Consider the following 25,441-nt stretch of genomic DNA (forward strand, 5'->3'; position numbering starts at 1 on the left):
TGTACGGCGACGCTACTGGCACATAGGTCGACGTTACGACTCCGCAGGCCGCGGCTTACAAAACCGCTCTCCCCGGTGGGGACGGTCGATGAACGCACGCGCCCCGCCCCTGAGTCGGACGTGGACGGCGACCGACCCGAAGAGAGTTCCCGGAACCCGCCCCGGTCGCTGATGTATCGCGATCACACCGTCGCCGTCGTCGTCCCGGCGTACGACGAGGAGGGGTTCGTCGGGGAGGTACTCGACACCGTTCCGGGTTTCGTCGACCGGATCTACGCCGTCGACGACCGCTCGACGGACGGCACCTGGGCCGAGATCGAACGCCACGCCGGCCGCCGGGCGCTCGCGGGGCCGGCCTCGAGCGCCGACGGCGAGGGACGGATCGTCTCGATCCGCCACGACCGGAACCGGGGCGTCGGGGCCGCGATCGCTACCGGCTACGAGCGTGCCCTGGAGGAGGGGATCGACGTCGTCGCCGTGATGGCCGGCGACGGCCAGATGGACCCCGAGCACCTCGATCGGCTCCTCGATCCGATCGTCGAGGACCGGGCGGGCTACGCCAAGGGGAATCGCCTGGGCGGACGGACCGACCTCCGGGAGATGTCGGGCTGGCGGCTGTTCGGGAACGCCCTGCTGACGGGTCTGACGCGGGTCGCAAGCGGCTACTGGGGGATGGCCGACCCCCAGAACGGCTACACCGCGATCTCGCGGGCTGCCCTGGAGGACCTCGCGCTCGACGACCTCTACGAGGGCTACGGCTTCACGAACGACGTCCTCGTCGCGCTCAACGCCCGCGGGGTACAGGTCGCCGACGTCGCGATGCCCGCGCGGTACGGCGAGGAGGAGAGCGGCATCGTCTACCGATCGTTCGTCCCCGGGCTCTCCCGGCTGCTCCTCCGGGCGTTCGTCCGCCGGCTCCGCAGCGGGGACTCCAGCCGTCCGCCGGTCGGCGCGCTCGTCGCCGTCGGCGCGCTCGGGCTGGCGGCCGGGTTCGCGGGCTCGCTCTTGGAGAGTATCGCCGCGCTTCGTGGGCGATCGCCGGCCGGGCGCCGACGGCCCGCGATCCTCCTCGCGGTCGTGGGCGCCTGGAGCCTGCTGGCCGGACTCGTTCTCGATCGCCGGGACAACCGGGGAACGGTGGTGTCGGTCCGATGAAGGTCGTCCTCACGATCCAGCATCCCGCCCACGTCCATTTCTTCAGGCACGCGATCGGAGAACTCGAGGCCGGCGACGACGAGGTGTTCGTCTTTGCCCGCGAAAACGACCTCGCGGTGCCCCTGCTCGAGCGCTACGGGATCGCCCACGAGGTCCTCGCGGGTCCGCCCTCCTCGATGGCGGGCCTCGCGGCCGTCCAGGCGACGTACGAACTCCGCCTGCTCCGGCGGGCGCGGGCGATCGAACCTGACGTCATGGCCGCCATCGGCGGGGTCGCGGTCGCCCACGTCGCCCCGCTCGTCGGGGCCCGCAGCGTCGTCTTCGTCGACAATGAGGGCGTCGCCTCCCACCGGCTCATGGCTCCCTTCGCCGACGTGATCTGTACGCCACGGCGGTTCGAGGGCGACTTCGGCGAGAAACACCGCCGCTACGACGGCTACCACGAACTCGCCTACCTCCATCCCGATCGGTTCGAGCCCGACCCCGACGCGCTCCGGGAACGAGGCGTCGAGCCCGACGACCGCTACTTCCTCCTGCGATTCCGTCGGTGGGACGCGCTCCACGACGTCGGCGAGGCCGGCCTCTCGCGGGCGGGAAAGCGCCGGCTCGTCTCGGAGCTCGCCGACCGCGGCACGGTCTACATCACGAGCACCGACCCCCTTCCGGACGCGTTCGAGCCCTACCGGCTCCCGGTCGCCCCCGAACGGATCCACGACCTGCTGTACTACGCCGACCTCTATGCGGGGGACTCAGCGACGATGGCAACCGAGGCCGCGGTTCTGGGCACCCCCGCGGTCCGGGTCCAGTCGTTCGCCGGGCGCGACCGGGACATGAGCAACTTCCGGGAGCTTGCAGGCTACGGGCTCCTCCGCTCGACGCCCGACGAGGACCGCGCGATCGACTCGGCGCTCGCGCTGGCCGACGCCCCGCCGGGCCGACAGTCCGCCCGCCGCGACCGCCTCCTCGCCGAGAAGATCGACGTCACGGAGTTTCTCGTCTCCCTCCTGCGTGCCCAGAATCGGAGCGGAGACGGGAGAAGCAGCCACCCCCGACCGCGGATCCGCCGGTAACGCGCTCTAAGTGCTCCGTCGATCCACTCGACCTCTCGTCGGACGACGTCCGACTCCGGCTTCGCCACCCTCGGCACGTGATCGCCGGACGAGCTCCGGCCGTCCTGAGTCCCATGATATCAGATCAGATATCCATATTTGAAACGGACTAATTGATATTTCGGATATGATAAATAACTCGGTCAAAGACGTTTCGTGAACTGAAACGGAACTATACCCCCGTTCGGCTCGACTCGATCGTTATCTCTCGACGGAGGGTGTATTGGAGTAATAACGTTTATCTTATCATTTTGTCGTTCAGTCAAAGAACGAATATGGCTAGTACGAACGGCGGGCATCGGAACCTTTAGGGCGTTCACTCTCCGCGAGCCGGATATGTCAGGACGCATGCCCCGGATCGGGCTCGGGACGTACTCCGACGACGACCGACACCGGTGGGCCGACCGGGTCGAGACCGCCCTCGAGCTCGGCTATCGCCACGTCGATACGGCACAGGTCTACGGAAACGAGGAGTACGTCGGCGAGGGGCTTGCGGCTTCGGACGTCCCCCGCCAGGAGGTCTTCCTCGCGACGAAGACCGTCCACGTCGACGTCCCCGGCCCCGACCGGTCGGATCTCACCGACGCCATCGAGGGCTGTCTCGACCGACTCGGGACGGACTACCTCGACTTGCTGTACGTCCACTGGCCCGCGGGCGTCTACGATCCCGAGACGACTCTGGAGGTCTACCAAGAGTTCTACGACGACGGCGTCGTCGGACATATCGGCGTCTCGAACTTCGAGCCCGAGAACCTCGACAGGGCCCGTGAGATCCTCGACGCGCCGATCTTCGCCAACCAGGTCGAGTGTCACCCCCTGTGCCCCCAGGACGAACTTCGGGCGTACGCCCGCGAGGACGACCACTGGCTGGTGGCCTACTGTCCGCTCGCCCGCGGCGAGGTCTTCGACCGCCCCGAGATCCGGGCGGTCGCCGACCGCCACGACGCCTCGCCGGCCCAGGTGAGCCTCGCGTGGCTGCTCTCGAAGGAAAACGTCGCGGTCATCCCCAAGGCAAGCAGCGAGGAACACATGCGCGACAACTTCGCGGCCTGCGAACTCGTCGAGGACCTCACCGAGGAGGACATCGAGCGGATCGACGCTATCGACGACCGAACGCGCCTGATCGACCGGGAGTACGCCCCCTGGAACTAACCGTTCCGGCCGGCTCGAGTCGAGGGCGGCGACCGGGAACCGATCAGGGGAGTTCGCCGGGACCGCTCGCCTCCCCGGAGTCCTCGTCGCCCTCTGCCGCCGCGAGGAACTCGGAGCCACAGGCCGGACACGACTGGTGGTTCCGTTCGTACCCCTCTCCACACCGGATACAGCGGTAGTTTGCCTCCCCCTCGTCGTCCCCACCGAACAGCCCGCGGATCCGTTCTACCAGTCCCATTGGTGGATCGACAGCTGCCCGGCCAATAACGGTATCGGCCGGTGACTCCCGGCGGTGTGGCCTACGCGAGCCGGTCGCCGCCCTCGTCCAGAGCCACGGGAACGGCCCGCGAGGCGACGTCGCCGGCGAACTCGCGGGACTCGGACCGGAGGTCGTCGAAGGTGTTGTAGTGGATCGGAACGACGAGGTCCGGCCGGAGGTCGCCGGCCAGCTCGGCGGCGTCGTGGCGGTCCATCGTGAAGCTGCGCGCGATCGAGGGCATCAGCAGCGAGACGTCGAGACCGTCGTGTTCGTCGACGACGTCGGAGTCGCCCGTCCAGAAGCAGGGGGTGTCATCGATCGTGAGCACGAACCCACAGCCCAGTCCTCTCGGGTGGGCGACGTTTCCCTCGTCGTCGGCGCGCGGGCCGTCCTCGCGGTTGTACGCGGGGACGACCTCGACGTCGACGCCCTCGACCGTGAGTTCGTCGCCGTACTCCACGCGCCGGACGTCGTAGGGGAGTTCCTCGGGTTCGACGACGTCCCGGCCGCTGTTGTCGGCGACGCCCTCGGCGGATACGCCTTCGTAAACGAGCACCGTCGCGTCCTCGCTCGCGACCCGCCGGACGCCGTCGTCGTCGTAGTGGTGGTCGTGGGTGACGACGACGAGGTCACCATCCTGGGCGTCGTAGGGGCCGCCGCTGGGATGGCCCTCAAGGCCGTACTCCTCGTCCCACTCGCCGGTGAGCACGCCGTAGCGTCCGGGATCCGTGTAGGCGATGACTCCCTCGCCCTCGAGCCGTGCGGTCGCGTAGCCGAGCCAGTCAACCGCGAGTCCGTCGTGGGGTACGGTCATGTCTCAGGCTATCCCGGATGGCGCGTAAATAGGTTGTGCTCCCGGCGATCACTCGGCCTCCCGATCGAAGAGGAGGGTTCCGTCCGCGTCCTCGATCCGGATTCTCGACCCGTCGGCGAGGACCGACGGGCGCTCGCGGGCGGGGGAATCGGGTTCGGTCGTCCCCAGGACGGCAGTGACGAGCCAGGAGGTGCCCGGCTCGTGTCTCCCCCGGAGAACCGGGACGGCCGTCCGGGGATGGAGGACGTTCGTGTTCGGGTCCTGGTCGATTACCTCCCCCTCGCGGCCCCCCAAGAGGTCACGAATCGCGCTATGGGCGACGGGATATCGCGCGACCGCGGCGCCTTCCTCCTCGTTGCGCTCGGCGTCGGCCTCGCCGGTTCGATCGACCGGGAACCCGCCCTCGACGCTACGGAGCCGCCGATCGGTCTCGAGGCGGTGGACCCGGACGTGCCGGGGCGTCGCCGGGACGAGCCAGCTTTCGACGATAACGTCCGGCCAGGGCTCCCACCGCGAGCGGGGGCGGCCGTCCTCGAGCCAGCCCTCGACGTTCTCGCGGACTCGGAGGTGTTCTCTATCCTCGCCGAGCCCGAGCATGCCGTCGATGCCCGCACTCGCGACCCCGCTCACGTCGCTTCCGACGCCAAACCCGAACGCCGTCGAGTACGCGAACTTGTCGTACTTGTGGGGATAGTGGGTGTCCCTCCCGGCGACTAGTGCGGTCACTTCGCCCGCAGAGCGGGTGACGATCATCGCCGGCGTCTCCATCGCCCGTTCGTGGTCGAGATCTCGGCCGACCACTGATTCCTTCTTGCCGACGGGCGAGAGGCCTGGCTCGGCCCGCCAGAACGGATGGCTCTCGGGGAGGGCGAGCGGGAGAAACGCTTTCATCGCCCAGTAGGGCGAACTCGGGGAGTTGTAGGTCTCGGTCGTCTTCAGCGTCGGGTAGCGGTAGCCAAGCGAGAGGATTCCGCCATCCGTGAAGATCGGCTGGTCGAGCCACCATCGGAGGGTGCGCTCCCAGAGCCCGCGGATCTCGGTCCAGGGAAGGGGGTCACGGTCGGCGACGGCGAGGGCGCCCCAGAAGGCGGCCTGGGGGAACCGGTAGGTCAGGCTCCGGCCGTAGGGCAGCGCCGAGCCGTCGTCGGCGAACGATTTACTTCGCTGCGGGGAAAACCGCGAGTCGAATAACACGCGTTACCGCGGCGGCGATCGGGACGGGCCCGGAGAACATCGTCTGGGACGAGAGCGCGGCGGGACGAGCGCGAAGAAGCTCTCCGATTTCGGCACTCGCCTCGCGGTCTGGGCGTCCCCACGCCGCCGAGGCCGGAGAGTTCTCGCCGGTCGCACGCGAGAGCGACGACGAACGCGAGCGGGGAGGGGGACGACGAACGACCTCGATGCGGAACCGTAACGCGGATACGGGAGAGCTGTGAGGCCGATCCATGACACGAACCGCGATCAACCTCTACAGCGTGCGCGACCTCGACGAGTCGATGCTCGAGATCCTCGACCGAGTCGCGGCGGCGGGCTACGACGGCGTCCAGTTCTCCGGCGGGCTTCGGGACACGGACCCCGAGGATGTCGTCGAGAAGCTCTCGGAGACGGGCCTGGAGACGACCGGGGCTCACGTCGACATCGACGACCTCGAGTCCGATCTCGCGGGGAGCTACGACCTCTACGGCGACCGGCTGAGATGTGCGAGCGCGGTCGTCCCCTATCTCGGCCAAGAGCGCTTCGAGAGCGAGGCGGCCGTTCGCGAGACCGCAGAGCGACTGAGTGACCTCGCCGCAGACGCCGAGGACTATGCCTGGCCGATCCACTACCACAACCATGCCCACGAGTTCGTCGATGTCGGCGGGGAGACTTTCTTCGAGCGGCTGGCCGACCTCGCTCCGGAGGTCGGACTCGAACTCGACGTCGGCTGGGCGCTCGTCGGGGGCGAGGATCCCGTGGAGCTAATCGAGCGCTACGGCGATCGGATCGACCTTCTGCACATGAAGGATATGGTCACTGACGAGAAACGGGGCTTCCGGGAGATCGGTGACGGAGACGTCGACATGGCGGCGTGTGCCGAAGCTGCCCGGAAGGCGGAGGTCGAGTGGCTCATCTACGAACACGACGAGCCCGAGGACCCCGCGGCATCGATCGAGACCGGCGCGACGGTTCTCCGATCGATCTGAGCGGCTGTCAGATCGGTCAGTATGTCGGATGCGTATCAGCAGGATTGGTCGTAGCCACCGTGGAACGAGGGCTTACCCGCCGACGGTTCGTCAGATCGGCGGACGTCCCGATACTCTCTCCATGGACACGAGGAGGTCGTTCGCGAGTCCGAGACTCTTCACTGACAGGTCGCCCGTCGTTCTCCGGAGAAGTTACGTTTTCGACGCCGGTGATGACGTACCGTTCTCGAGAAAGGAACGGATTTGTCGGGAGGGACGATCGATTTGAACCGCCGGATGTTCATGTCGTGTGGTATCATACGTCCCAGCCGATTCTCGAGGGAAGGGGAGTCGAACGCGTGTCGCTTCAAAATTACAAACATATGGATGTAATCTTACCCCGGAACGGCGGTTTCCGGGCCAGCCATGGCCTCAACTTGGGGACGCTCGGTTCAAGCATGATCGGAATCCGCGACGGGTTCTGTTCCCCCTTCGGGAACGAGTGTGGCGCCAGGGAACCCATAGCACGAGTCGTTGGCGAACCGGCCGAGGTCGATCGAGATGGGCCAATTCGCGTGCCCGCGACCGGTGCCACACCGGACGGTCACCCCGCCGGCCTGCCGTTCGGCGCCATCGGTCCGGACCGTCGTGAACTCGTGTTCGCCATAGACACCGGTCTGGACGTTAGCTCCCGGGATCGAGCGTCGGTGTTGACAAGCCAGTTCCCCGTCCCCGACGAGTGTTTGCGCCCAGGAGGAGCCCTGGCCCACGGCGGTCGGGATCGACACGGCGAAGCCGGGCCATCACCAGCCCGCCGGAGTACACTGGCCGGAGGGCGCCCGTCGTGAGCCGGAGCAGCCCCGACTGAAAACGGGACCCGATCCCGAGATCGTCCTCGTCGAGCTCGACCGGTTCCCCGGCCTTCGCGTCCGTCACCTAGAGAGGGTTCCGGACCCGCACGGGTCGCCGCCAGGATTCGCTCCGGTGGTCCGGAAACCTGTCTTTCACGTCCGTGAGTCGGGCGTACTCGTGGCTAGTGCTCAGGACACCTCGATCGTCACCGTGTCCGTCGTCGAGTAGCCGGTGTTGTCGGTTGCGTCAGGGAAACGGTGTAGGTGCCGGCTTCGTCGTAGCGGTGGTCGCTCCACCACCCCGTCTCGGTGGTGCCGTCGCCAAAGTCCCACTCGAGGGAATCGATCCAGCGGTCGTCGCCCATCTGGATCGCGTCGGGCTCCCAGCCCGTCTCCTGGCCGGCGTCGCCGAGCCGGACGAGTGCCCTCGTATGGTGGGTCTCGGGCTCGGAGAACACGGTAGAGACAGCCGTCGCCACGGCGATGGACCGCGAAATCAGCTCGCCGCTGTCATGACCGTCAGGACGTTCGTCCGGGCGGTTGGTCAGTCACTTCGACAAGGCGGCTGAAACGAGATCGCCAATGGTCGCTTGCCTGGGGCAAGCCGCAGGACTCACGTTCCCTCTCCACAATCACGTGTTGCGCGCCACTCAGCATGTCTTGCTCTACGACTCGCAGAGTGTCACCGACGTTCGACAGAATGCCCCTCCGATTTCATCTGGTTCCACCACGATTCGTCTGTAGACGCTTTATCCCAGAAGCGTGGGGTCGACGTAGCCCTCGACGTGATTGAGGAGCACCCTTCGAAGAGGGGGCCGTGGACCGAGTTCCACTACGACGAGTGAGCGCGCGTTAGCGCGACCCGGCGCCGGGCTGTTCGACCCGGACAGCGTGGGATTCGAGCCACTGCCACAGTTCCCCCTTCGGGACGTTCAGCTGCCGGGTGTTGACCGGGAGGTCGGGGTAGCCGCCGACCTCCTCTTGGCTGTCGATGTAGTCGCCGTCGAAGGTCCGGACGTCGCTGACGACCCGGCGGTCGTGGTAGGTCCGGTCGGCCGGTCGCGCGCCCGCGTACGCGAGAGCGTGGTCCTCCGCCCGTTCGGCCGACAGCGGCGAGAGGCCGTCGGGCCAGACCGGCGGTTCGTCGAGACGGACCACCTCGGGGCCGACCATCGGCGTCTCCGGGTCGGTGATGTTTCCCTCAATGTACATCTCGGCGCTGCCGCCCTCGATGTTGTAGTCCCCCTCGTCGACGCGGAGGTAGGAGTTCCCGACGACGCTCGCGACCGTCGAGTCGTCGACGTTGGTCGCCTCGTCGTAGTGGTACATCACGTTGTTCACCACGACGCTCTCCGTCTCGGCTTTCAGCCGGGGGTTGCGCCCGATGTTGTGCGCCCAGACGTTGCCGAGGAGGGCGACCCCGGTCGACCCGTCGCCGACGAGCGTCCCGTACGAGTGGGTCCCCTTCGGGTGGGTGGCGTCGGCCAGCCCCTCCGCCATGATGCAGTTCGAGTACGTCGTGTCGACGGAGTCGTAACCGGGCGAGCCGTTCTCGTCGACGGCCCACGTGATCGAACAGTGGTCGATTACGTTGTTCTGGGTCCCGTCTGCCGTCCGGACCCCGTCGGGAACCCACCCCTCCTCCTGGTTAGCGTCGCCCGGGCGGACCCGAACGTGTCGGAGGAGGCAGTCGTCGGCGTCGACCCACATGCCCCCACGGATCAGCGTGATTCCGGGCGAGGGGGCCGTCTGTCCCGCGAGGTACAGTCCGTCCTCCTTGATGGTGAACCGCTCCGCGCCGAGGTCGATGGTGCCACTCGTCTCGAACACCACGACCCGGGGACCGCTCCGGTTTACGGCCGCGTCGAGCGCCTCGCGTGTCGGCTCCGTCACCTTATACACTGGCGTGTCGTCGTCGAGCCACGGGGCCGCGTCGGCGAACCCGTCATCGGGGTCGAAGTACGACCCTGCGGCCGGGCCGCCCCGACCACCCGGGCCGCTGCGTCCGTTCCCCGCCGCAGCCGCGTTGCTCGCGAACAGTCCCGCGCCGCCGATGCTCCCCGCACCGATCGCTCCGAGAAACGTCCGTCTGTCCTGTGTCATTGGCGTCGCACCGTTATCGAGACTATCACCAACACTAATAAGTATTATTTAGAGCGACGAACAGATCCCGAGCGCGGACGGATCGACCACGACCGCGGTGGGTCGTCTACGGAGGACCCGTGCGAATACGGAGGAGATCGGGCCTACGTCCAGGGGAGCGCGTAGCTCGGGTCGTTGATGAACCGTTCGAGGCCCGCCGAGAGGCTCATGCGCGTGCCCGCGGGCAGCGTCACGTCGAGCGTCGCCCCGCCGGCTCGCCGTTCGGCGCCGTCGGCCCGGACCGTCGTGAACTCGTGTTCGCCGTAGGCGCCGGCCTGGACGATCACCTCCCGGGGCCGGGCGCCGGTGTTGACGAGCGTCAGTTCGACGCCCTCGGCGGTCACGTCCTCGACGAGCGCGCTCACGCCCGGGGGGAGCCCCGGTCGGCGGCGGTCGGGATCGAAGTGGCGAAGCTGGGCCATCACCAGCCCGCCGTAGTACACGGGCTGGGGGGCACCCATCGTGAGCTGGAGCAGCCCCCGGTGGAACACCGGGTTGCGGTCCCGGAGGTAGTCCTCGTCGAGGTCGGCCGGCTCCCCACCCTCCGCGTCCATCAGATCGAGTCGATCCTGGACCCGCGCGCGACTCGCCGCGAGGATCCGCTCGGGGTAGTCGGGGAACTCGCCGTCGAGGTAGGCGAGCCAGGCGTACTCGTGGCCGGCGCCGTGTTTGCTCTTCGGGCGCGGATCGACCCGGTCCCAGTCGCGGCTCCCCCAGTCCCGGAGCCGTCGGAGCCGCTCGCGGTCGGCCCCGTCCATCGAGGCGTACCAGAGGTGGACGGCGTAGGGGTCGTCCCGGTGGGTTCGGAACTCGTACCAGCCGTCGCGCCACAGCACCTCGCCGTCGGGTTCGGTGAGGACGCCCGAGGCGTCGTAGTGGTAGTCGCCCGGATCGCCGTGCTTGTGGGGGATGTAGAGGGTGTCGTGGATCGGGTCCTCGCTCACCTCGATCCCGCGCTCGATCAGGTTCTCGAGCTGTGACCGGGGGAAGTCGAGGACCTCACGGTCGCCCGAGAGGAGGACGGCATTTTCGGCGGCCACCGTCGGCCCGATCCCGACGTAGTGCCAGCCGCCCCACGACCAGCCGTAGAAGCCGCCGTACCACTTCCCGTTAGTATACTCGCCGATCTCGCCCGAACGCCCGACGTTGTCGGGGATGATCCCGCCGTTTTCGGCCGTGCGCTCGCGCCAAGCCTCCGTGTACTCCTCGACCCACTCCCGGTAGCGATCGTCGCCGGTGTGGAGGTAGGCATTGGTCATCAGGCTCGTGATCGCGAGGTTCAACGGGATATCCCCCTTCGAACACCGTTCGGCGTAGATCTCGTACAGCCGCTCCTCGTTGTCGGGATCGAGCAACTCGGTCGCCGACTCGAACTCGAGGTCCCGCCAGGGGAGCCCGTGGCGCGCCCACCGGTACTCCGAGCCGTAGCCGCCGAAGGTGGACTGGGAGCCAAAGGCCGAGAGATCGGCGTACTCCGGGCCCATGCTGCCGGTCTGTGGTGCCCGGACCAGCCGCCGGTCGGCGTCGTAGTTCTCCACGTCGCCGTCGCCGAGGTAGAGCCCGGCGAATCGCTTGGCCCGGGAGACGACGCCCTGGTCCTCGGGCGCAGCCAGGCCCATGTTGTAGGTCAGCTGGTTCGACTCGCCGAGGTGGAACCAGTCGCGACACTGCTCGAACCCGTCGACGACCATCGGATGGCCGAAGGGCGTCTCCGTCTCCGCTCCCCGCTCGACGGCCGCCTCGCGGGCCTCCCGAGCGTACTCGAGGAAGCGCTCGTCCCCACCCATCGCGTAAACGAGCGGCCAGTTGTAGAACCCCTCGAGGACGTCGTCGAAGCCGTCGACGCCGACGTGGTCCTCCGGCGGCCAGAACGGTTCGCCGCTCTCGCCGAAGTAGTCGCCGTAGAACCGCTCGACGGCGGTCTCGAGCAGGTCGAACAGTCGTCGCTGGTCGGTCGCCCAGTCGGGCGGCTGGTCGATCGCGGTCGTGGCCTCGAGTTCGAGCATGTCCGTGCCCGGGTCGTTCGCGAGCATGACTGTTGGGGTTCCGGAACCACGGGGGTCGACCCCCTCCCGCTGGTTCCCCACGCGGGAACAGGTTTATGATGCATTGGGACAGTCCTCCCGGTATGACACAGCCACCCGAATCCCGCCCCGGCCGGACGATCAGATCGGTCGAGATCGCGTTCAGCATCATCGACGCCCTGGAACGACGGGACGGTGCCGGCGTGACCGAACTCGCCGACCGGCTGGACCACTCGAAGAGCACGATCCACAGCCACCTTCGAACCCTCGAGGAGCTGGAGTACGTCGTCCGGAAGGGCGACGAGTACCGGCTGAGCCTGCAGATCCTGGGGATGGCCGAACACGTCCGCGATCAGGTCGGCAACTACGACGTCATCGAGGAGGAAGTCGACGCGCTGGCCGATGAAACCGGCGAGATCGCCCAGTTTGGGATCGAAGAGCACGGCCAGGTCACCTACCTCCACAAGGCGAGTGGGGAGCAAGCGGTCGAGACCGCTTCGAGCGTCGGCGCCCAGCAGCCGATCTACGCGACGGCACTCGGCAAGACCATCCTCACATTCCTGCCTCCCGAGCGCATCGACGAGATCGTCAGCGCGACCGAGTTCGTCGCCCACACGTCCCACACGATCACCTCGCCCGAGAAACTGTACGACGAGATCGAGACGATCGCCGAGCGAGGGTACGGGATCGACGACGAGGAGAACATCGCGGGGCTACGGTGTGTCGCCGCTCCCGTCAAGAGCGAATCCGAGATCCTGGGCGCGGTGAGCATCTCCGGCCCGAAGAGCCGGTTCACGGACGACCGGATCCACGACGAGCTCCCGGAGTTCGTCACCCGGGCGGCGAACGTGATCGAACTCAACACCAAGTTCTCGTAGCGGGCCCTGCGACTGGCGATCAGTTCGGGAAGCGGGGCCAGGAACCCGCCGTCGCCATCGTCGTTCCCGTCGCTATCGCCGTTCCGGGGATACTGGAGACTGCTCCCGGAGACCGTCCTGAATGTGGTCGTAGGCGCGTTCGGCACGCTCGCGGTCCTCGTCGTCGAGTTCGACGAGGGGTTCCCGGACGGGACCGCCGTACTGGCCGGCGCACTCGAGACCGGTCTTGAGCACGGGGACGCTGTTGGCCCCGGGGTAGACGTTGTCCGTGCCGGGTTCGCTCCGGAGGTTCATGAACGGCTGGGCGAGGTCCCGGAGGTCGCGGGCCCGTTCGACGTCGCCGGCCTCGAGGGCCTCGAAGATCGCCAGTCCCAGGCGGGGTTCGACGTTGGTCGCGCCCGCAGTAAAGCCCTCGGCGCCCTCGAGGTAGTAGGCGGGCGCGGGCGGCTCGGCCATCCCGCAGACCCAGACGACGTCGCTGTCGACGGTCGCGACGCACTCGGCGAACAGTTCGATGTCGGAGATCGCCCACTTGATCCCGACGACGTTGTCGTGGTCGGCGATCGCCTCCACGAGTCCGACCGTGACCTCGAAGTTCCGAAGGTAGGGGACGACGCCGACGTCGACGGCGTCGGCGATCCGACCGTAGTAGTCGGCGACGCCGCGTTCGTGTTTGAACGTGTGGTGGGGCGGCATCACCATGATCGCGTCCGCGCCGTGTTCCTCGTGGGTCCGCGCGAGGTCGACCGCGGTCTTCGTGCTCCCGCCGACGCCCGCGAGGACGGTCGCGTCCGCGGGAAGCGTCTCGCAGGGGACGCGGACGACGTCGATCCGCTCCTGGCGCGAGAGCGAGTGATACTCGCTGACGTTGGCTCCCGCCAGAAAGAGGCGAATCCCCTCGTCGTAGAGCCAGTCGGTCGTCGCCGACAGCTCCGCTAACAGTATCTCGTCCGTATCGGCGTCGTCGAACGGGGTCAACAGTCCCGCAGCGACGTCTTTCAGGTCGGATGCGACTTCTGCGGACGGCATGGGTTGGAAACGACCCGACGGGATAATAAGTTTTTGTGTCGGGGTATCCGACGCCGTTCGAAACGTCTCGTCGATTCGGGTCCGATTCGCCCTGAGCTACGGGTACGCACAACGCTTATGTCCGTCCTGAAAAACGTGGGAACGATGCCCGAGCAAGACGACACGACGGTAGATATCCGTTCGTTCGGCGCCGAGCGCGGGTCGGACGCCGTGAACACCGAGGCGATCCAGCAGGCGCTGGACGACCGGGCCGGGACCGGCGGCACCGTGTCGATCCCGCCCGGCGAGTTCGTCACGGGACCGCTGCAGGTCGGCGACGAGACGACCCTCCGGATCGAGAACGGCGCGACGCTCCGGTTCGTTGAGGACTACGATGCCTTCCCGACCGCCGAGAGCCGCTGGGAGGGTTGGGATCAGGTCGGCTTCCACCCCTGCCTCTGGGTCCGGGACGCCGAGAACGTCGAGATCACCGGGAAGGGCGCGGTCGACGGCTCCGGGGAGTACTGGTGGGGGTTCTACGACGCAGAGTACCCCGAGGGGTTGGCCGACCGGCTGGCGGAGTTCGCCGAGAGAAACGAGTACCAGGACGACGTCAGTTCCTTCACCCTTCGGCCGCCCCTGCTCCAGATCTACGACTCCGAGAACGTCACGGTGTCGGGAGTCACCCTCCGGAACTCGCCGTTCTGGAACACCCACGTCGTCTACTCCGCGGACGTCACGATCCACGATGTCTCGATCGAGAACCCCGCGGACGCGCCAAACGGCGACGGGATCGACGTCGACTCCTCGCGGTTCGTCCGGATCAGCGACACCTACATCAACGCGGGCGACGACGCGATCTGTCTCAAGTCGGGCAAGGACGAGCCGGGACGCGAGGTCGGCGAGCCGGCCCGAAACATCGTGGTCACGAACTGCACGGTCGAGGCCGGCCACGGGGGCGTCGTCATCGGCTCGGAGATGTCCGGGGACGTCCGGGACGTGACCGTCTCCAACTGCACGTTCACCGAGACCGACCGCGGCATCCGGATCAAGACCCAGCGGGGTCGGGGCGGCGTCGTCGAGGACCTCCACTTCGAGAACATCGTCATGCGAACCGTTGCCTGCCCGTTCGTGGTCAACGGCTACTACTTCACGCCGCTGGATAGCGATCCCCAACCGGTTGACGAGTCGACGCCGATGGTCCGGAACGTCCACTTCAGCAACATCACCGCGCGGGACGTCGAGTCGGCGGCCTTCCTCGCGGGTCTCCCCGAGCGACGCCTTGAGGGGATCACGTTCTCCGACGTCCGGATCGACGCGACCCGCTCTCTGGACGCGACGGATCTCGACCCCGCGATGGCCGACGGCTACGAGCAGGCCCACGGGCTGTTCTGCAAGTCGATCGCCGACGTCTCCCTCTCGGACGTGACGGTCCGAACCCCTGACGCCCCCGCGATGCGCTTCGAGGATACGGACCGCGTCTCGCTCGACGGCCTCTCCGTCAAGTCCGGCTCTCCGCCCCCGCTCGAACTCGAAGACGTCGGGGCGACCCGGATCCGGGGCTGCGTTCTTCCCGACGACGGCCCCTTCCTGCGGGCCGACGGCGAGGAGACGCGGACGATCTCGCTTCGCGGGAACCACGGCTCGCCGACGATCGACGTGGACGGAGCCCCGAACCTCGAGATTGACCGGCAGTAGCGCCGGCATCACAACCTATAACTCGGTGCCTCCTCCTCGTTCCCGACGAATGGCATCCGAGATCCGATACGGTATCGTCGGCTGTGCCGGGATGGGAACGAACCACGCCGACGTCGTCCGCGACGCCGAGGGGGCGACCCTCGCCGCCTGCGCCGACGTCAGCGAGGAGAACGCACGCGCGTTCGCAGAGAGCTACGGGACCGAGTGGTACACCGACCCCGGAGCAATGGCCGTCGAGGCCGACCTGGACGCCGTAAGCGTCTGTACGCCCAACGGGACCCATGCGGAGATCGTCGCCGATCTCGCGGCGGCGGGCGTCGACGTCCTCTGTGAGAAGCCCCTCGAGGTCACCCCCGAGCGGGTCGCCCGAACCGTCGAGTCCTGCGAGGAGGCGGGGGTGAAACTCGGCTGTATCCTCCAGCGGCGCACCTTCGGCGGGCCACGCCTCGCGCGGGAGGCCGCGGCCGACGGCCGGCTGGGCGAGCTGGTCCTCGCGGACGTCCAGGTGAAGTGGCACCGCGAGCCCGCCTACTACGAGGACGTCGCCTGGCACGGGACGACCGACCTCGACGGCGGGATCCTGCTGACGCAGGCGCTCCACGGCGTCGACCTGCTCCAGTGGGCCGCCGGCGGGGTCGACCGGGTCGCTGCGGGCCTGGACACGCTCCACCACGACGTCGAGGCCCCCGACACCGCTGCGCTCATGGTCGAGTTCTCCGAGGGCGGCTACGGCCAGCTTGCGGCCACGACCGCGACTTACCCCCAGCGCCCGATCACGCTCCAGGTCCACGGCACCGAGGGGACCGTCCGCTGGCACGAGGACGACGTCGACGAGGCCGTCACCGTCGATGGCCCGATCGAGGACGCGGCCGAGCCGTTCCCGATGGGCGTCGGGATCCCCGGCCAGGTCCGGGACTTCCTCGAGGCGATCCGCGAGGACCGAGAGCCGATGGTCACGCCCGTGGACGCACGCGAGGCCCTCGACATCGTCTTCGCCGCCCAGCGGTCGTCCGAACGCGGGGAGTGGGTCGACGTCGGGAGCATCCGCGGGCGGTAAGGGATCGGGGCATCCGATACAGCTGTGGCGTGGATCCGCGATCCGGGGTGAAGGCCGTGGTTATATAGCTCTCCCGAGTCGCTAGGAAAGATTTAAATCATTGTATCCGAACATAGGGATCGCATGTCGGGAGACAACGGTAGTCAAGGGGATCGATCGCTCAGTTACCTAACCCGTCGGGGACTTCTCAGAAACAGCGCCATCGCTGGAGCAGCCGGCCTCGCCGGCTGTATGGGTAATGACGGCGGAAACGGCAATGGGAACGGCAACGGTAATGGAAACGGCAATGGGAACGGCAACGGTAATGGAAACGGCAATGGGAACGGCAACGGTAATGGAAACGGCAATGGGAACGGCAACGGTAATGGAAACGGCAACGGAACCGGCAACGAGACCGGCAACGAAAGCGATCCCGAGGGCGAGCCGGTCGAGGAGGTCACGGACGCCCGGCTGACGGTTCCGTACCCCCAATCGGCACAGCCGATTCCCGACCTCAACTGGAACGCCTATAATCCGACCACGTACGCGTACAATCAGGAAGCACCGGGGAATTTCCTGAACGCTCACTTCAGCATCTACCACGGGAACACTGATAGCTGGACCATGGTGCTCGGGGACGACTATTCGTACGACCCCGACTCCTCGGTCCTCGAACTCACGCTTCGGGACGATGCCACCTGGCACGACGGAACCCAGGTGACGATGGAGGACTACTACGTCCAGTTGCAACTCGACGAGGCGACGACCCGGATCTCGAACCCACCCGAGGACCGCGAGGACGACTGGTCCTGGTCGCCGGCCATCGAGAGCTACGAACAGACCGGCGATTTCACCATGGAGCTGACTCTCCGGGAGGAGGGTGAACTCAGCGAGTCCTATCTTCACTCGAACGTCATTCCCGAGAATATCCAGGTCAAGCGAGATCTCTACCAGGAGAGCGCCGAGGAACTTCACCAGCTCCTCGATGACGAGGACTGGAGCGGGGCCGAGAGCGCCCTAACCGACTTCCTGGAAATGCGGATCGACGAACCGTACGGGAACGGCCCGTTCATGTTCAGCGATTCCGACGACACGCGGTTCATCGCGGAACGTTACGAGGACTACCCCTACGCCGACCAGGTCCTGTTCACGGAGTTCGCCTTCGTCGAGATCGAAAGTCCGCCCCAGGCGTTCGCCAACGGCCAGGTCGACGCCGTTTACTCGGGAATTCCTGCGGAGGAAGACATCCAAAACCAGTTCCCCGAGTACTACACGGTAAACGGTGACCACGCGTCGTTCACGCAAGTCATCTTCAACCTGGGACGGTTCGGAAGCGAGTGTTCGGACGCCTCCGAGGGCGTTTACAACCCCGCCACCACCAACCGCTACGTTCGGAAGGCCTTCCAGTCAGCGTTTAACAAGGCGAACATGGCCCAATCGCTCGGCCAGAACGCCGAAATGATGGATGCGCCACCACTGAAAGTCTCGCCCGCGGACGTCGAGGCCGGCCGGTTCGACGAGTTCATCGAACAGAACAACCTCGAGTCCTACGGCGGCGGCGAACCTGACATCGAGCAAGCCGAGGCCTATCTCGAGGAAGCCGGCTACAGCTGGGATGACGAGCAGGAAAACTGGATGGACGACGAGGGCGAACCCCTCGAGATTACGGTCCTCTCGCCGGCCGGTGCCCCCCAGATCTTCATGGCACAGGTGATGACGGACAATCTAATCGAGCTCGGTCTGGAGGTCAACCTCGACGCCAAGGACGGGACGACCTTCGGGAACCAGCGGTTCCAGGGTGCCTTCGAGATGATCCCCGACGGCACCTCGGTGATGTCCACTCGCGGTCTCTGGCCCGAGGGCTGTTGGTTCCACTCGCTGTGTCACGGGGTTCCATCCGATTGGAATCAGGTTCCGCCGATCGGCGAGCGCGACGGAGAGTACGAGTCAATCAACCAGGAACAGCTCGGCCTCCAGTGGCTCGCTCGGGGTAACGACGAGGACCTCCACCAATTGCTGTGGGCCTGGAACCAGTACCTTCCCGCGGCCGAGCAGGCATACACGCCCGACGCGGGCGCAGTCCAGGCTAACGACTGGTATGTCGAGGGCGATCAGGGGCTCCGGGGAAGCCGGCAGGCCCTGTTCAACCTCGTGACTGCACCCGGCGGAAACATCGTTCCCCAGGCGTAACTCGGAGCTCGACCGTTCGTAGCGACCGTCCCCGATTCGTCTTTCGTTCTCCCTTTGGGCGTCCGCTCCCGTATCCGGTATCGACCCCGAGGCTCTCGAAACGACGGTAGACTGCGACCGGGTTTAGGACCACGTCGAACGGCTGAATCCGTCCGTTCCGAGTCGGGAGACGTTTCCTGCCGCCTTCTCTGTGAGGCAGCCTCATAATCGCACATAACTGTTATCCCTCACCGAAGAGTTCGGGACGTAAGGAATGTCCGACACCGAGTACGATTTCGTCGTGGCCGGCGACGGAAGCGAGGCGTTCGAAACCGTTCAGGCGGCGATAAACGCGGTGCCCGACTTTCGGGATGCCGAGACCCGGATTCTGATCCGTGAGGGGGAGTATCGGGAGAAAATCGTTGTTCCGACCTCCAAGACAAACGTGACGCTCGTCGGCGACGGCCCCGAGCGGACGGTCCTCACTTACGACGACTACAACGGAAAGCCAAACCGGTTCGGCGAGGCGATGGGGACGACCGAATCGTCGAGTTGTTTCGTGTTCGGCGACGGCTTTACCGCACGGGACCTCGCCTTCCGAAACGACGCCGGGCGGGTCGGCCAGGCCGTGGCGATCCGAGTCGACGGTGACCGCGCCGTCTTCGAGAACTGCGGTTTTCTCGGCAACCAGGATACCCTCTACACCCACGGCCGGGACAGCCGCCAGTACTACCGGGGATGCTATATCGAAGGAACGGTCGATTTCGTGTTCGGCTGGTCGATCGCGGTCTTCGAGGGCTGCGAGATTGTTTGTAAGGGCGAGAGAGGTTACGTGACTGCCGCCTCGACCCCTGCGGACGCGGAGTTCGGCTACGTCTTCGAGGACTGTACCGTGGTCGGCGACGAGTCGGCGGAATCGTTCTATCTCGGCCGGCCATGGCGACCCCACGCGCGGACGGTTTTCACGGGCTCGTATTTAGGCGGCCACATCGAGCCCGACGGATGGCACAATTGGGACGAGCCCGCCAAGGAGGAGACGGCGTTCTACGCGGAGTACGACAACGAGGGGCCAGGGAACGCACCCTCCGAGAGGGTCGAGTGGGCCCGCCAGCTTTCCGAGGAGGAAGCCACCGACTACAATAGAAGGACCATCTTCAACGGCTGGGACCCCCTCGGTCGGCTCGCAGCAGACTGATCGCGCCGTGTCAGTCGAGTTATACGCGGCTCCGTGCTTGTGTACGTCGGAGTCGGTCACGTCATGACTCACACTGATGGCGAGTGCTCGTTTTCCGTTCCGTCGAATCGCCCGCACAGACGTTACTGGTGGAACCACCAGACGAGCGAGTAGAGCCCGACACCGACGACGATCAGGGCGGTCCCCCATATAGCCATGATCGCGGGCCAGACGCCCGTGCTCAGGATCACGGCGAGGACCCACAGCAGGACGCCGAACAGCGCGACCTTGAGTGCCGTGGAGTTGGCGACGATCTCCAGGCCACGACCGAATCCCTCGGATTCCGTTCCCCGTGAAAGCGCCATACGCTCACACCTGTCCGCCGGATAATAACAGTACTGGTCTCCTCCTCGATCGCCCCCGACCTGACGATTTATTAGCCGGGAGCGACGACGACAGGCTATGCGTATCCCGACGCCCCTTCTGAAGATGATGGTCGCGGTCAACGTCACTTTTCTGCTGCTGCTCGGATTTTCCTATCCCTACGTCGAACCGGGGACGCCGTCGTACGTCGCTGCCGTGTTGACGCTTGGAGCGGTCTGCGTGATGCTGACACTAGTCTCGATCCTGATCTTCATCAAGTGGCGCCGGGAGACCCTCTGAGATCAGTCGTCGGCGACGGCCGGCGTGGGCCCCTCCGGAAGGATCCGCGACGCCTTGAGGTCCCAGTCGTCGAGGTACTCGCGCTCGGCCTCGATCAGCCGGGAGAACAGCTCCCGAGCGTCGGCCGTGTCGATCGTCACGAGCGGATCGTTGAGGAACGCACGGTAGGCCCGGTCGACGTCACCCTCCATGCCCGCCTCGACGATCGTCTCCTGATTGGTGACGTGGGTCGTGAGAACGGTCCGGAGTTCCGGCGGGAACGACCCTGCCGTTTGGGGAGTGACGCCGCCCCCGTCCACTAAGACGTTCGTTTCGACGACTGCGCCTTCGGCGAGATCGGGACATTGGCCGACGTTGGGATAGTTGGCGTGGGTCTTCAGCGGCTCGAGCCCGCGGAGCGCGCGCATCCAGTCGACGGCCTCCTCGCCCGACTCCGTGAACTCGAAGGGGTCGTCACCCTCGAGATAGTCGCGGCGCTCGTGTTCTCCCTCGCCCCAGTGGTCGACTCTGTACTCGCTCGGTGTCCGGCGGATTCCCCACCGATGGACCTCCTCGGGTTCGTCGACCGAGAGGTACCAGGGGACGAACTCGACCAGGTGGCGGTCACCGGCCGCGGGCAGGATCTCGAACTGCCGGTAGAGATCCTGAGTGACGTCGCGGTGGTTGACGAAGTAAGAGGCCTCCGAGAGCTCGCCGGAATCGAACCGAGGCACAGGCTTCCGGGCGTCGAGCCACGTCTCAAGCAACCCGTAGAGGTCGCGGTCGCGCCAGTGGGCCTCGTCGACCCACGTGAAGTGGTTAACTCCCTTGACGGTGACGTCTATCTCCTCGCGGGAGACGTCCTCAGCGCCCTTCACATGGTCCTCGACGAGATCGGCGAACAGCTCTTGGACCTTGAACACTTCGTGGCAAAGGCCGACGGCGTTGATATCGGGATACTCGGCGTAGAGGGTGCGGGTACAAACGGTCATCGGGTTGGTATAGTTGATGACCCAGGCGTCGGGACACTCCTCGCGGACGGTGGCGGCGATCTCGCGGTACTGGGGCACCGCCCGCATCGCCCGCATGGTTCCGCCCGGCCCGACGGTGTCGCCGACGGTCTGATGGATGCCGTACTCCGCCGGGAGCTCGAGGTCTTTCGCCATCGTCTCCGCAGGCGGATCCTGGGTCGAACAGATCACGAAGTCGGCGCCCGAGAGGGCGGCCGCTAAGCTCTCGACGACCTCGTAGCTCCAGTCGCCGACGGCGTCGTCGTGGCTCTGGATCCACTCGCCGAGTTCGGCGTTCGCCCGCGCGCTCTCGTGGTCGACGTCATAGAGAACGACCTCTCCGGCGAGGTCCGTACACTGGGCCAGGTCGTTCATCAGCGTCGCTGCCCACGATCGGCTCCCGCCGCCGACGTAGCCGATCCTCACCCGTTCCGGCTCCACGGGCTGCTCGCGTCGTAATTCGTGCATTCAGCGCATCCACACTGACGTTGGGACATAGCTCTTTCGGCGCGGGCGGATCCCGCCGGTTGCGTTGCCGTGGCGATCGGCCACTTTGGCTCCCCGCGAGCAACTCCCACATAAACTTTTAACCGGGGCCGCCCTTGTAGCCGATATGGCAACGAACGTCGGTGACTCCGCCAGTTCGACGACCACCGGAACCAGCCTCGGCCAGCGACTAAACTCCTTTTTCAAGGACCAAGCGCTGTACGGTCGGTTTCGGATCCCGACACTGATCGCGCTGCTGGCAGGGATCGCCTGGGCGTTCCAGCCGGTCGCGACGTTCTACGCGCTCGATCAGGACGTTAGGATCGACATCATGAACGCCGCCGCCGCCGAGTGGATCGTCCACTTCATGATGCCATTTGGCATCTGGCTGTTCGTCTGGGCCGCCTTCTTCGCCCTCGCGAAGCTCCTAGGCGGCCGAATACGGGTCGGCCGGTTGTTCAAGCTCGCCGGCTGGGGACTCGCACCGATCGCCGCATTCGGAATCGTCCGCGCCGTCGGAAACTACTACGCGTTTCAGGGCGAGACCCTCCCCCACGAGGTTCGGCGGGGCGTCATGTCCGCCGAACTCGAGGGCTACGAAAACATGGTCGCGGAGGTCGGTGCCGACCCGGCGATCGTCGCCGCCACCGCCGCCGGCTGCCTCCTGCTCGTCCCCAGCGCCCTCCTCTGGATGTATGCGGTCCGGCACTCGACGGACCTCGAACACCGCCAGGTCCTCACTGTCGTCGTCGTCCCGACACTGGCCCTGGCCGCCTACTTCGTCGGGAATCTGTTCCTCTAGGAGTCGTATCCCCAGGCCTCGAGGACCCGTTCGCGGACCTCGTCGTTGACCCACTCCCAGTCGTCGGGATGGGGGAGCTGGTCGTCGTCCAGAGTCTCGTCGAGACGTTCCCGGAGCTGATTTAACTCCTCCATCATCGTCGTCAGTTCCTCGCGGATCGCCCGGTGTTTCTCCTCCAGGGGTGCTCCCTCGTCGATCAGTCTGCCTAACTCCCCGGTCCGAGAGTGGAGACGTCCTCTGACCTTTCCGACCGAACGGAACGGTTCCTCCTCTAGGTCGGCGGCCTGGAGGCGGTTGATCCCTTGAGAGAGCGCCTCCGTGCGCCCCCGGAGCCGCCGGGATCCGTCGCTGTCGGCGGTGTCGGCCTGCCGTTCATACTCCGCTTTCCGGTCACACCAGTCCGTGATCAGGTCCCGGAGGAGCGCGGTCGGTTCGTCACCATTGGCCTCGTCGGTCTCTCCGGCTGTCGTCATGGACCTACCGTGGGTCGTCGATCACTTATAGCCACCGTCGGAGCGGTACGCTTGCCACGACCGTCGGCTCCGGCGAGTGCCACCAGAGAAGAAAAGATTTAGTAGGTACGCCTCTGAATCTCATGCCACATGCTTAATAGGCACAGAGTTCGGACTGCCCGCGTACGATCGTCGTCTGTCTCCTGGAGCGCACGATCGGGCGAACGGGTCGAGTTCGACAGGGAGGGAACCGATGGATTGGCGTGTTGAACGACTCACACAGGGCCTCCTGACCGTCTTTCTGGTCATTACGCTCTCGTTCGTAATCATCCGGTTCATGCCGGGGAACCCGATGGACTACATCCTGGCACAGATGTCCGGCGACGCCACGGGCGCGACCTCCGGCGAGGGTGGTGCCTCCGGGTCGGACATGGAACAGCAGTACGAGCTCGTCCAGGCGTATCTCTCGATGAATCCGAGCGATCCGCTCCACGTCGCGTACTTCGATTACATGTCGAACACGCTCCGGGGCGACCTCGGCCAGTCGATCTACTACAGCCGGCCGGTCTCGGACATCCTGGGCCGTGCGATGCCCTGGACGCTATTCGTGTTGAGCTGGGGGCTCGCGATCGGATTCGTCCTCGGGATCATCACCGGTTCGTTGATCGCTTACTGGGAGGGAAGTAAGCTCGACGTCGGGCTGACCGCCTACTCGGTGATCATGGGCTCGATCCCCTACTACGTGCTTGCGCTCCTCCTGATCGTCTACATGGCCTACCGGTGGCAGATATTCCCAACGAACGGACGGGTCCCGGAGGGCGTCACCGCGGGACTCAACTGGCCGTTCATCAAAGGAATCATCTACCACGCCTCGTTGCCGATCGCCTCGACGGTCGTGTTCTCGGGGATCGCCTCGCTGTCGATGCGTGGGAACGCGATCCGGGTGTTGGGCGAAGACTACCTCCGGGTCGCTCGCCTGCGCGGGCTCTCCGACGGCGTCATCGCGACCCAGTACGTCGCCCGGAACGCGATCCTCCCGTTGTATACTGGCCTGATGATCTCCATCGGGAGCCTCTTCGGAGGATCGGTGATCCTCGAGACGATCTTCCGTTACCGGGGGATGGGCTACTACCTGGTCCAGGCGGCAAACGCCAGGGACTATCCGCTGATGATGGGCGGGTTCATGCTGCTTACGATCTGTGTCGTGATCGCACTGTTCATCACTGACCTCACGTACGGGCTCATCGACCCGCGTGCGGGAGACGAGAACCGCGAGGCGTTCTAGCCATGACCGAGAAACCTACCGACAGACGGGCCGACGACAAAGAATCGTCCGACGATGTAGAGGAGGTGTTCGGCGAGCCGACGGCCGCCGACGGGGGGACGCCGATCGATGGAGGAACCGCGGCGCCATTTCGGACGACCTCCGACGTAAGCGAGAGTCGCACGGACCGCTACCGACGGATCTTCCGAAACTACGTCGTCACCCCCTTTTCGATCGTCAGGAACGACAAGCGTGCGCTGATCGGAATCACGATCCTGACCATCTACTCGCTGGCCGGGCTTGCCGCCATCTTCTTCGTCGAGCCGACGGAGTCGTTCGAGGGCCAGCCCTACGTTCAGCCCTTCGAGACCTGGGAGTTCCCGTTCGGGACCAACCAGATGGGGCACGATCTCTTCTCTCAGACGGTCCACTCGGTGGTCCCGATCTTCCAGATGATGATCGCCGGTGCCCTGTTCACGGTGATCGTCGGAACCACCATCGGCGTCGTCAGCGGCTACAAGGGCGGGCTCGCCGACAGGGTGTTGAGTACGCTCACCGACGTCTTCATCAACCTGCCCGGACTCCCGCTTGTGATCGTTCTCGCCGTCCTCTTCAACCCCGAAAACGAGGTTATGGTCGGCATCCTGCTGTCGGTCGCGGCCTGGGCCGGTCTCGCTCGGTCGATCCGCTCGCAGGTGCTCACCCTCCGGGAGGAGTCGTTCGTCGAGGCCGCCCGCGCGATGGATATTCCGACCTCGCTGATCCTCTACAAGGAAGTACTGCCCCATCTCATGCCCTACGTGATGGTGAACACCGCAAACGCCGCTCGGGGTGTAATCTTCTCGGCGGTCGGGCTCTATTTCCTCGGCATCCTTCCGTTTACCAGCAACAACTGGGGGGTTATGCTGAATCAGGCATACGAGGTCGACGCCTACTTTCGGCCGATCGCCTTTCACTGGCTGATCATCCCGGTCGTCGCGATCACCGTGCTCTCGATCGGGCTGATCCTGCTCGCCCAGTCGTTAGACCGCGTGTTCAACCCGAGAGTGCGTGCGCGCCACGCCGATCGGGCCGACATCGACCCCGAAGAGGAGGAGGGAGACGCAACGATGACGATGGGGCAAGTATGAGTCGACACCGCAAACGGTCCGACC

24 protein-coding genes are annotated in these 25,441 nt (G+C 65.9%); 13 read left to right on the forward strand and 11 right to left on the reverse strand.

The window, feature by feature from the left end:
- The first annotated feature begins 120 nt into the window (after nucleotides 1-120).
- The 3 genes from LCF40_RS16145 to LCF40_RS16155 all read left to right on the forward strand — a co-directional run bounded on the left by LCF40_RS16145 (nucleotide 121) and on the right by LCF40_RS16155 (nucleotide 3,416).
- On the forward strand, nucleotides 121-1,155 hold the full coding sequence (locus LCF40_RS16145) for a glycosyltransferase family 2 protein (RefSeq protein WP_345777857.1): 1,035 nt from the start codon (nucleotides 121-123) through the stop codon (nucleotides 1,153-1,155).
- Nucleotides 1,152-2,225: a DUF354 domain-containing protein gene (locus tag LCF40_RS16150; RefSeq protein ID WP_224829255.1), complete on the forward strand. Its 1,074-nt coding sequence runs from the start codon at nucleotides 1,152-1,154 to the stop codon at nucleotides 2,223-2,225. Before LCF40_RS16145 ends, LCF40_RS16150 begins: the two co-directional genes overlap by 4 nt.
- Nucleotides 2,226-2,600: 375 nt before the next feature.
- The gene (locus LCF40_RS16155; protein WP_224829256.1) at nucleotides 2,601-3,416 is read left to right on the forward strand and encodes an aldo/keto reductase; all 816 of its coding nucleotides are present in this window, start codon (nucleotides 2,601-2,603) and stop codon (nucleotides 3,414-3,416) included.
- 43 nt (nucleotides 3,417-3,459) lie between these two features.
- Here LCF40_RS16155 and LCF40_RS16160 read toward each other — a convergent pair whose 3' ends face one another.
- The 3 genes from LCF40_RS16160 to LCF40_RS16170 all read right to left on the reverse strand — a co-directional run bounded on the left by LCF40_RS16160 (nucleotide 3,460) and on the right by LCF40_RS16170 (nucleotide 5,683).
- Entirely contained in the window at nucleotides 3,460-3,654 is a 195-nt protein-coding gene (locus LCF40_RS16160; RefSeq protein WP_224829257.1) for a hypothetical protein, read from the reverse strand.
- A gap of 61 nt (nucleotides 3,655-3,715) precedes the next feature.
- Nucleotides 3,716-4,489, reverse strand: a complete 774-nt coding sequence (locus LCF40_RS16165; RefSeq protein WP_224829258.1) for an MBL fold metallo-hydrolase — start codon at nucleotides 4,487-4,489, stop codon at nucleotides 3,716-3,718.
- A 48-nt stretch (nucleotides 4,490-4,537) separates the two neighbouring features.
- Nucleotides 4,538-5,683 (reverse strand): DUF2264 domain-containing protein, encoded by a 1,146-nt coding sequence (locus tag LCF40_RS16170; RefSeq protein WP_224829259.1) that lies wholly within the window; start codon nucleotides 5,681-5,683, stop codon nucleotides 4,538-4,540.
- Nucleotides 5,684-5,934: 251 nt separating this feature from the next.
- Between LCF40_RS16170 and LCF40_RS16175 the strand changes: the two genes are divergently transcribed.
- Nucleotides 5,935-6,672 carry a sugar phosphate isomerase/epimerase family protein gene (locus LCF40_RS16175; RefSeq protein ID WP_224829260.1) on the forward strand — a complete coding sequence of 246 codons (738 nt, stop codon included), beginning with the start codon at nucleotides 5,935-5,937 and terminating at the stop codon, nucleotides 6,670-6,672.
- 663 nt (nucleotides 6,673-7,335) lie between these two features.
- On the opposite strand, the gene LCF40_RS16180 is transcribed toward LCF40_RS16175, so the two are convergent.
- The 4 genes from LCF40_RS16180 to LCF40_RS16195 all read right to left on the reverse strand — a co-directional run bounded on the left by LCF40_RS16180 (nucleotide 7,336) and on the right by LCF40_RS16195 (nucleotide 11,650).
- Complete coding sequence (locus LCF40_RS16180) at nucleotides 7,336-7,587, reverse strand: hypothetical protein (RefSeq protein WP_224829261.1); 252 nt, start codon at nucleotides 7,585-7,587, stop codon at nucleotides 7,336-7,338.
- A 121-nt stretch (nucleotides 7,588-7,708) separates the two neighbouring features.
- A complete protein-coding gene (locus LCF40_RS23455; RefSeq protein WP_224829262.1) occupies nucleotides 7,709-7,960 on the reverse strand; it encodes a PKD domain-containing protein in 252 nt (83 codons plus the stop codon).
- 394 nt (nucleotides 7,961-8,354) lie between these two features.
- Nucleotides 8,355-9,605, reverse strand: coding sequence for a pectate lyase family protein (locus LCF40_RS16190; RefSeq protein ID WP_224829263.1), 1,251 nt, complete (start codon nucleotides 9,603-9,605; stop codon nucleotides 8,355-8,357).
- A gap of 143 nt (nucleotides 9,606-9,748) precedes the next feature.
- Complete coding sequence (locus LCF40_RS16195) at nucleotides 9,749-11,650, reverse strand: DUF8034 domain-containing protein (protein WP_224829264.1); 1,902 nt, start codon at nucleotides 11,648-11,650, stop codon at nucleotides 9,749-9,751.
- Between the two features lie 122 nt (nucleotides 11,651-11,772).
- Between LCF40_RS16195 and LCF40_RS16200 the strand changes: the two genes are divergently transcribed.
- Nucleotides 11,773-12,546, forward strand: a complete 774-nt coding sequence (locus LCF40_RS16200; protein ID WP_224829265.1) for an IclR family transcriptional regulator — start codon at nucleotides 11,773-11,775, stop codon at nucleotides 12,544-12,546.
- 72 nt (nucleotides 12,547-12,618) lie between these two features.
- On the opposite strand, the gene LCF40_RS16205 is transcribed toward LCF40_RS16200, so the two are convergent.
- A complete protein-coding gene (locus LCF40_RS16205; RefSeq protein ID WP_224829266.1) occupies nucleotides 12,619-13,575 on the reverse strand; it encodes a dihydrodipicolinate synthase family protein in 957 nt (318 codons plus the stop codon).
- 144 nt (nucleotides 13,576-13,719) lie between these two features.
- On the opposite strand from LCF40_RS16205, the gene LCF40_RS16210 reads away from it, so the two are divergent.
- The 4 genes from LCF40_RS16210 (at nucleotide 13,720) to LCF40_RS16225 (ending at nucleotide 19,652) form a co-directional block, all read left to right on the forward strand.
- Nucleotides 13,720-15,252 carry a glycoside hydrolase family 28 protein gene (locus LCF40_RS16210; RefSeq protein WP_224829267.1) on the forward strand — a complete coding sequence of 511 codons (1,533 nt, stop codon included), beginning with the start codon at nucleotides 13,720-13,722 and terminating at the stop codon, nucleotides 15,250-15,252.
- 49 nt (nucleotides 15,253-15,301) lie between these two features.
- Nucleotides 15,302-16,309 carry a Gfo/Idh/MocA family protein gene (locus LCF40_RS16215; RefSeq protein ID WP_224829268.1) on the forward strand — a complete coding sequence of 336 codons (1,008 nt, stop codon included), beginning with the start codon at nucleotides 15,302-15,304 and terminating at the stop codon, nucleotides 16,307-16,309.
- Between the two features lie 231 nt (nucleotides 16,310-16,540).
- A complete protein-coding gene (locus tag LCF40_RS16220; protein ID WP_224829269.1) occupies nucleotides 16,541-18,478 on the forward strand; it encodes an ABC transporter substrate-binding protein in 1,938 nt (645 codons plus the stop codon).
- 253 nt (nucleotides 18,479-18,731) lie between these two features.
- On the forward strand, nucleotides 18,732-19,652 hold the full coding sequence (locus LCF40_RS16225; RefSeq protein ID WP_224829270.1) for a pectinesterase family protein: 921 nt from the start codon (nucleotides 18,732-18,734) through the stop codon (nucleotides 19,650-19,652).
- Between the two features lie 122 nt (nucleotides 19,653-19,774).
- Here the strand turns inward: LCF40_RS16225 and LCF40_RS16230 are convergent, their stop codons facing one another.
- Complete coding sequence (locus LCF40_RS16230; RefSeq protein WP_224829271.1) at nucleotides 19,775-19,996, reverse strand: hypothetical protein; 222 nt, start codon at nucleotides 19,994-19,996, stop codon at nucleotides 19,775-19,777.
- A 97-nt stretch (nucleotides 19,997-20,093) separates the two neighbouring features.
- Between LCF40_RS16230 and LCF40_RS16235 the strand changes: the two genes are divergently transcribed.
- Entirely contained in the window at nucleotides 20,094-20,294 is a 201-nt protein-coding gene (locus LCF40_RS16235; protein ID WP_224829272.1) for a hypothetical protein, read from the forward strand.
- A 2-nt stretch (nucleotides 20,295-20,296) separates the two neighbouring features.
- Here the strand turns inward: LCF40_RS16235 and LCF40_RS16240 are convergent, their stop codons facing one another.
- On the reverse strand, nucleotides 20,297-21,751 hold the full coding sequence (locus LCF40_RS16240; protein WP_224829273.1) for a family 4 glycosyl hydrolase: 1,455 nt from the start codon (nucleotides 21,749-21,751) through the stop codon (nucleotides 20,297-20,299).
- 145 nt (nucleotides 21,752-21,896) lie between these two features.
- Here LCF40_RS16240 and LCF40_RS16245 point away from each other — a divergent pair, with 145 nt between their 5' ends.
- Nucleotides 21,897-22,571, forward strand: coding sequence for a Yip1 family protein (locus LCF40_RS16245; RefSeq protein WP_224829274.1), 675 nt, complete (start codon nucleotides 21,897-21,899; stop codon nucleotides 22,569-22,571).
- On the opposite strand, the gene LCF40_RS16250 is transcribed toward LCF40_RS16245, so the two are convergent.
- On the reverse strand, nucleotides 22,568-23,044 hold the full coding sequence (locus LCF40_RS16250; protein ID WP_224829275.1) for a hypothetical protein: 477 nt from the start codon (nucleotides 23,042-23,044) through the stop codon (nucleotides 22,568-22,570). The two genes, LCF40_RS16245 and LCF40_RS16250, sit on opposite strands and share 4 nt — an antisense overlap.
- A 232-nt stretch (nucleotides 23,045-23,276) precedes the next feature.
- Here LCF40_RS16250 and LCF40_RS16255 point away from each other — a divergent pair, with 232 nt between their 5' ends.
- Together LCF40_RS16255 and LCF40_RS16260 are read left to right on the forward strand one after the other, a co-directional pair.
- Nucleotides 23,277-24,308: an ABC transporter permease gene (locus tag LCF40_RS16255; protein ID WP_224829276.1), complete on the forward strand. Its 1,032-nt coding sequence runs from the start codon at nucleotides 23,277-23,279 to the stop codon at nucleotides 24,306-24,308.
- 2 nt (nucleotides 24,309-24,310) lie between these two features.
- Complete coding sequence (locus LCF40_RS16260; protein WP_224829277.1) at nucleotides 24,311-25,417, forward strand: ABC transporter permease; 1,107 nt, start codon at nucleotides 24,311-24,313, stop codon at nucleotides 25,415-25,417.
- Nucleotides 25,418-25,441 lie beyond the last annotated feature (24 nt).

The sequence above is a fragment of the Saliphagus infecundisoli genome (assembly GCF_020177375.1).
Taxonomy (GTDB): Archaea; Halobacteriota; Halobacteria; order Halobacteriales; family Natrialbaceae; genus Saliphagus; species Saliphagus infecundisoli.

Coding starts and splice junctions, on each gene's coding strand:
- LCF40_RS16150 (WP_224829255.1), top strand. CDS start 1,152: ATGAAGGTCGTCCTCACGATCCAGCATCCCGCCCACGTCCATTTCTTC.
- LCF40_RS16155 (WP_224829256.1), top strand. CDS start 2,601: ATGTCAGGACGCATGCCCCGGATCGGGCTCGGGACGTACTCCGACGAC.
- LCF40_RS16160 (WP_224829257.1), bottom strand. CDS start 3,654: ATGGGACTGGTAGAACGGATCCGCGGGCTGTTCGGTGGGGACGACGAG.
- LCF40_RS16165 (WP_224829258.1), bottom strand. CDS start 4,489: ATGACCGTACCCCACGACGGACTCGCGGTTGACTGGCTCGGCTACGCG.
- LCF40_RS16175 (WP_224829260.1), top strand. CDS start 5,935: ATGACACGAACCGCGATCAACCTCTACAGCGTGCGCGACCTCGACGAG.
- LCF40_RS16190 (WP_224829263.1), bottom strand. CDS start 9,605: ATGACACAGGACAGACGGACGTTTCTCGGAGCGATCGGTGCGGGGAGC.
- LCF40_RS16195 (WP_224829264.1), bottom strand. CDS start 11,650: ATGCTCGAACTCGAGGCCACGACCGCGATCGACCAGCCGCCCGACTGG.
- LCF40_RS16200 (WP_224829265.1), top strand. CDS start 11,773: ATGACACAGCCACCCGAATCCCGCCCCGGCCGGACGATCAGATCGGTC.
- LCF40_RS16205 (WP_224829266.1), bottom strand. CDS start 13,575: ATGCCGTCCGCAGAAGTCGCATCCGACCTGAAAGACGTCGCTGCGGGA.
- LCF40_RS16210 (WP_224829267.1), top strand. CDS start 13,720: ATGCCCGAGCAAGACGACACGACGGTAGATATCCGTTCGTTCGGCGCC.
- LCF40_RS16215 (WP_224829268.1), top strand. CDS start 15,302: ATGGCATCCGAGATCCGATACGGTATCGTCGGCTGTGCCGGGATGGGA.
- LCF40_RS16220 (WP_224829269.1), top strand. CDS start 16,541: ATGGGTAATGACGGCGGAAACGGCAATGGGAACGGCAACGGTAATGGA.
- LCF40_RS16225 (WP_224829270.1), top strand. CDS start 18,732: ATGTCCGACACCGAGTACGATTTCGTCGTGGCCGGCGACGGAAGCGAG.
- LCF40_RS16230 (WP_224829271.1), bottom strand. CDS start 19,996: ATGGCGCTTTCACGGGGAACGGAATCCGAGGGATTCGGTCGTGGCCTG.
- LCF40_RS16235 (WP_224829272.1), top strand. CDS start 20,094: ATGCGTATCCCGACGCCCCTTCTGAAGATGATGGTCGCGGTCAACGTC.
- LCF40_RS16240 (WP_224829273.1), bottom strand. CDS start 21,751: ATGCACGAATTACGACGCGAGCAGCCCGTGGAGCCGGAACGGGTGAGG.
- LCF40_RS16245 (WP_224829274.1), top strand. CDS start 21,897: ATGGCAACGAACGTCGGTGACTCCGCCAGTTCGACGACCACCGGAACC.
- LCF40_RS16250 (WP_224829275.1), bottom strand. CDS start 23,044: ATGACGACAGCCGGAGAGACCGACGAGGCCAATGGTGACGAACCGACC.
- LCF40_RS16255 (WP_224829276.1), top strand. CDS start 23,277: ATGGATTGGCGTGTTGAACGACTCACACAGGGCCTCCTGACCGTCTTT.
- LCF40_RS16260 (WP_224829277.1), top strand. CDS start 24,311: ATGACCGAGAAACCTACCGACAGACGGGCCGACGACAAAGAATCGTCC.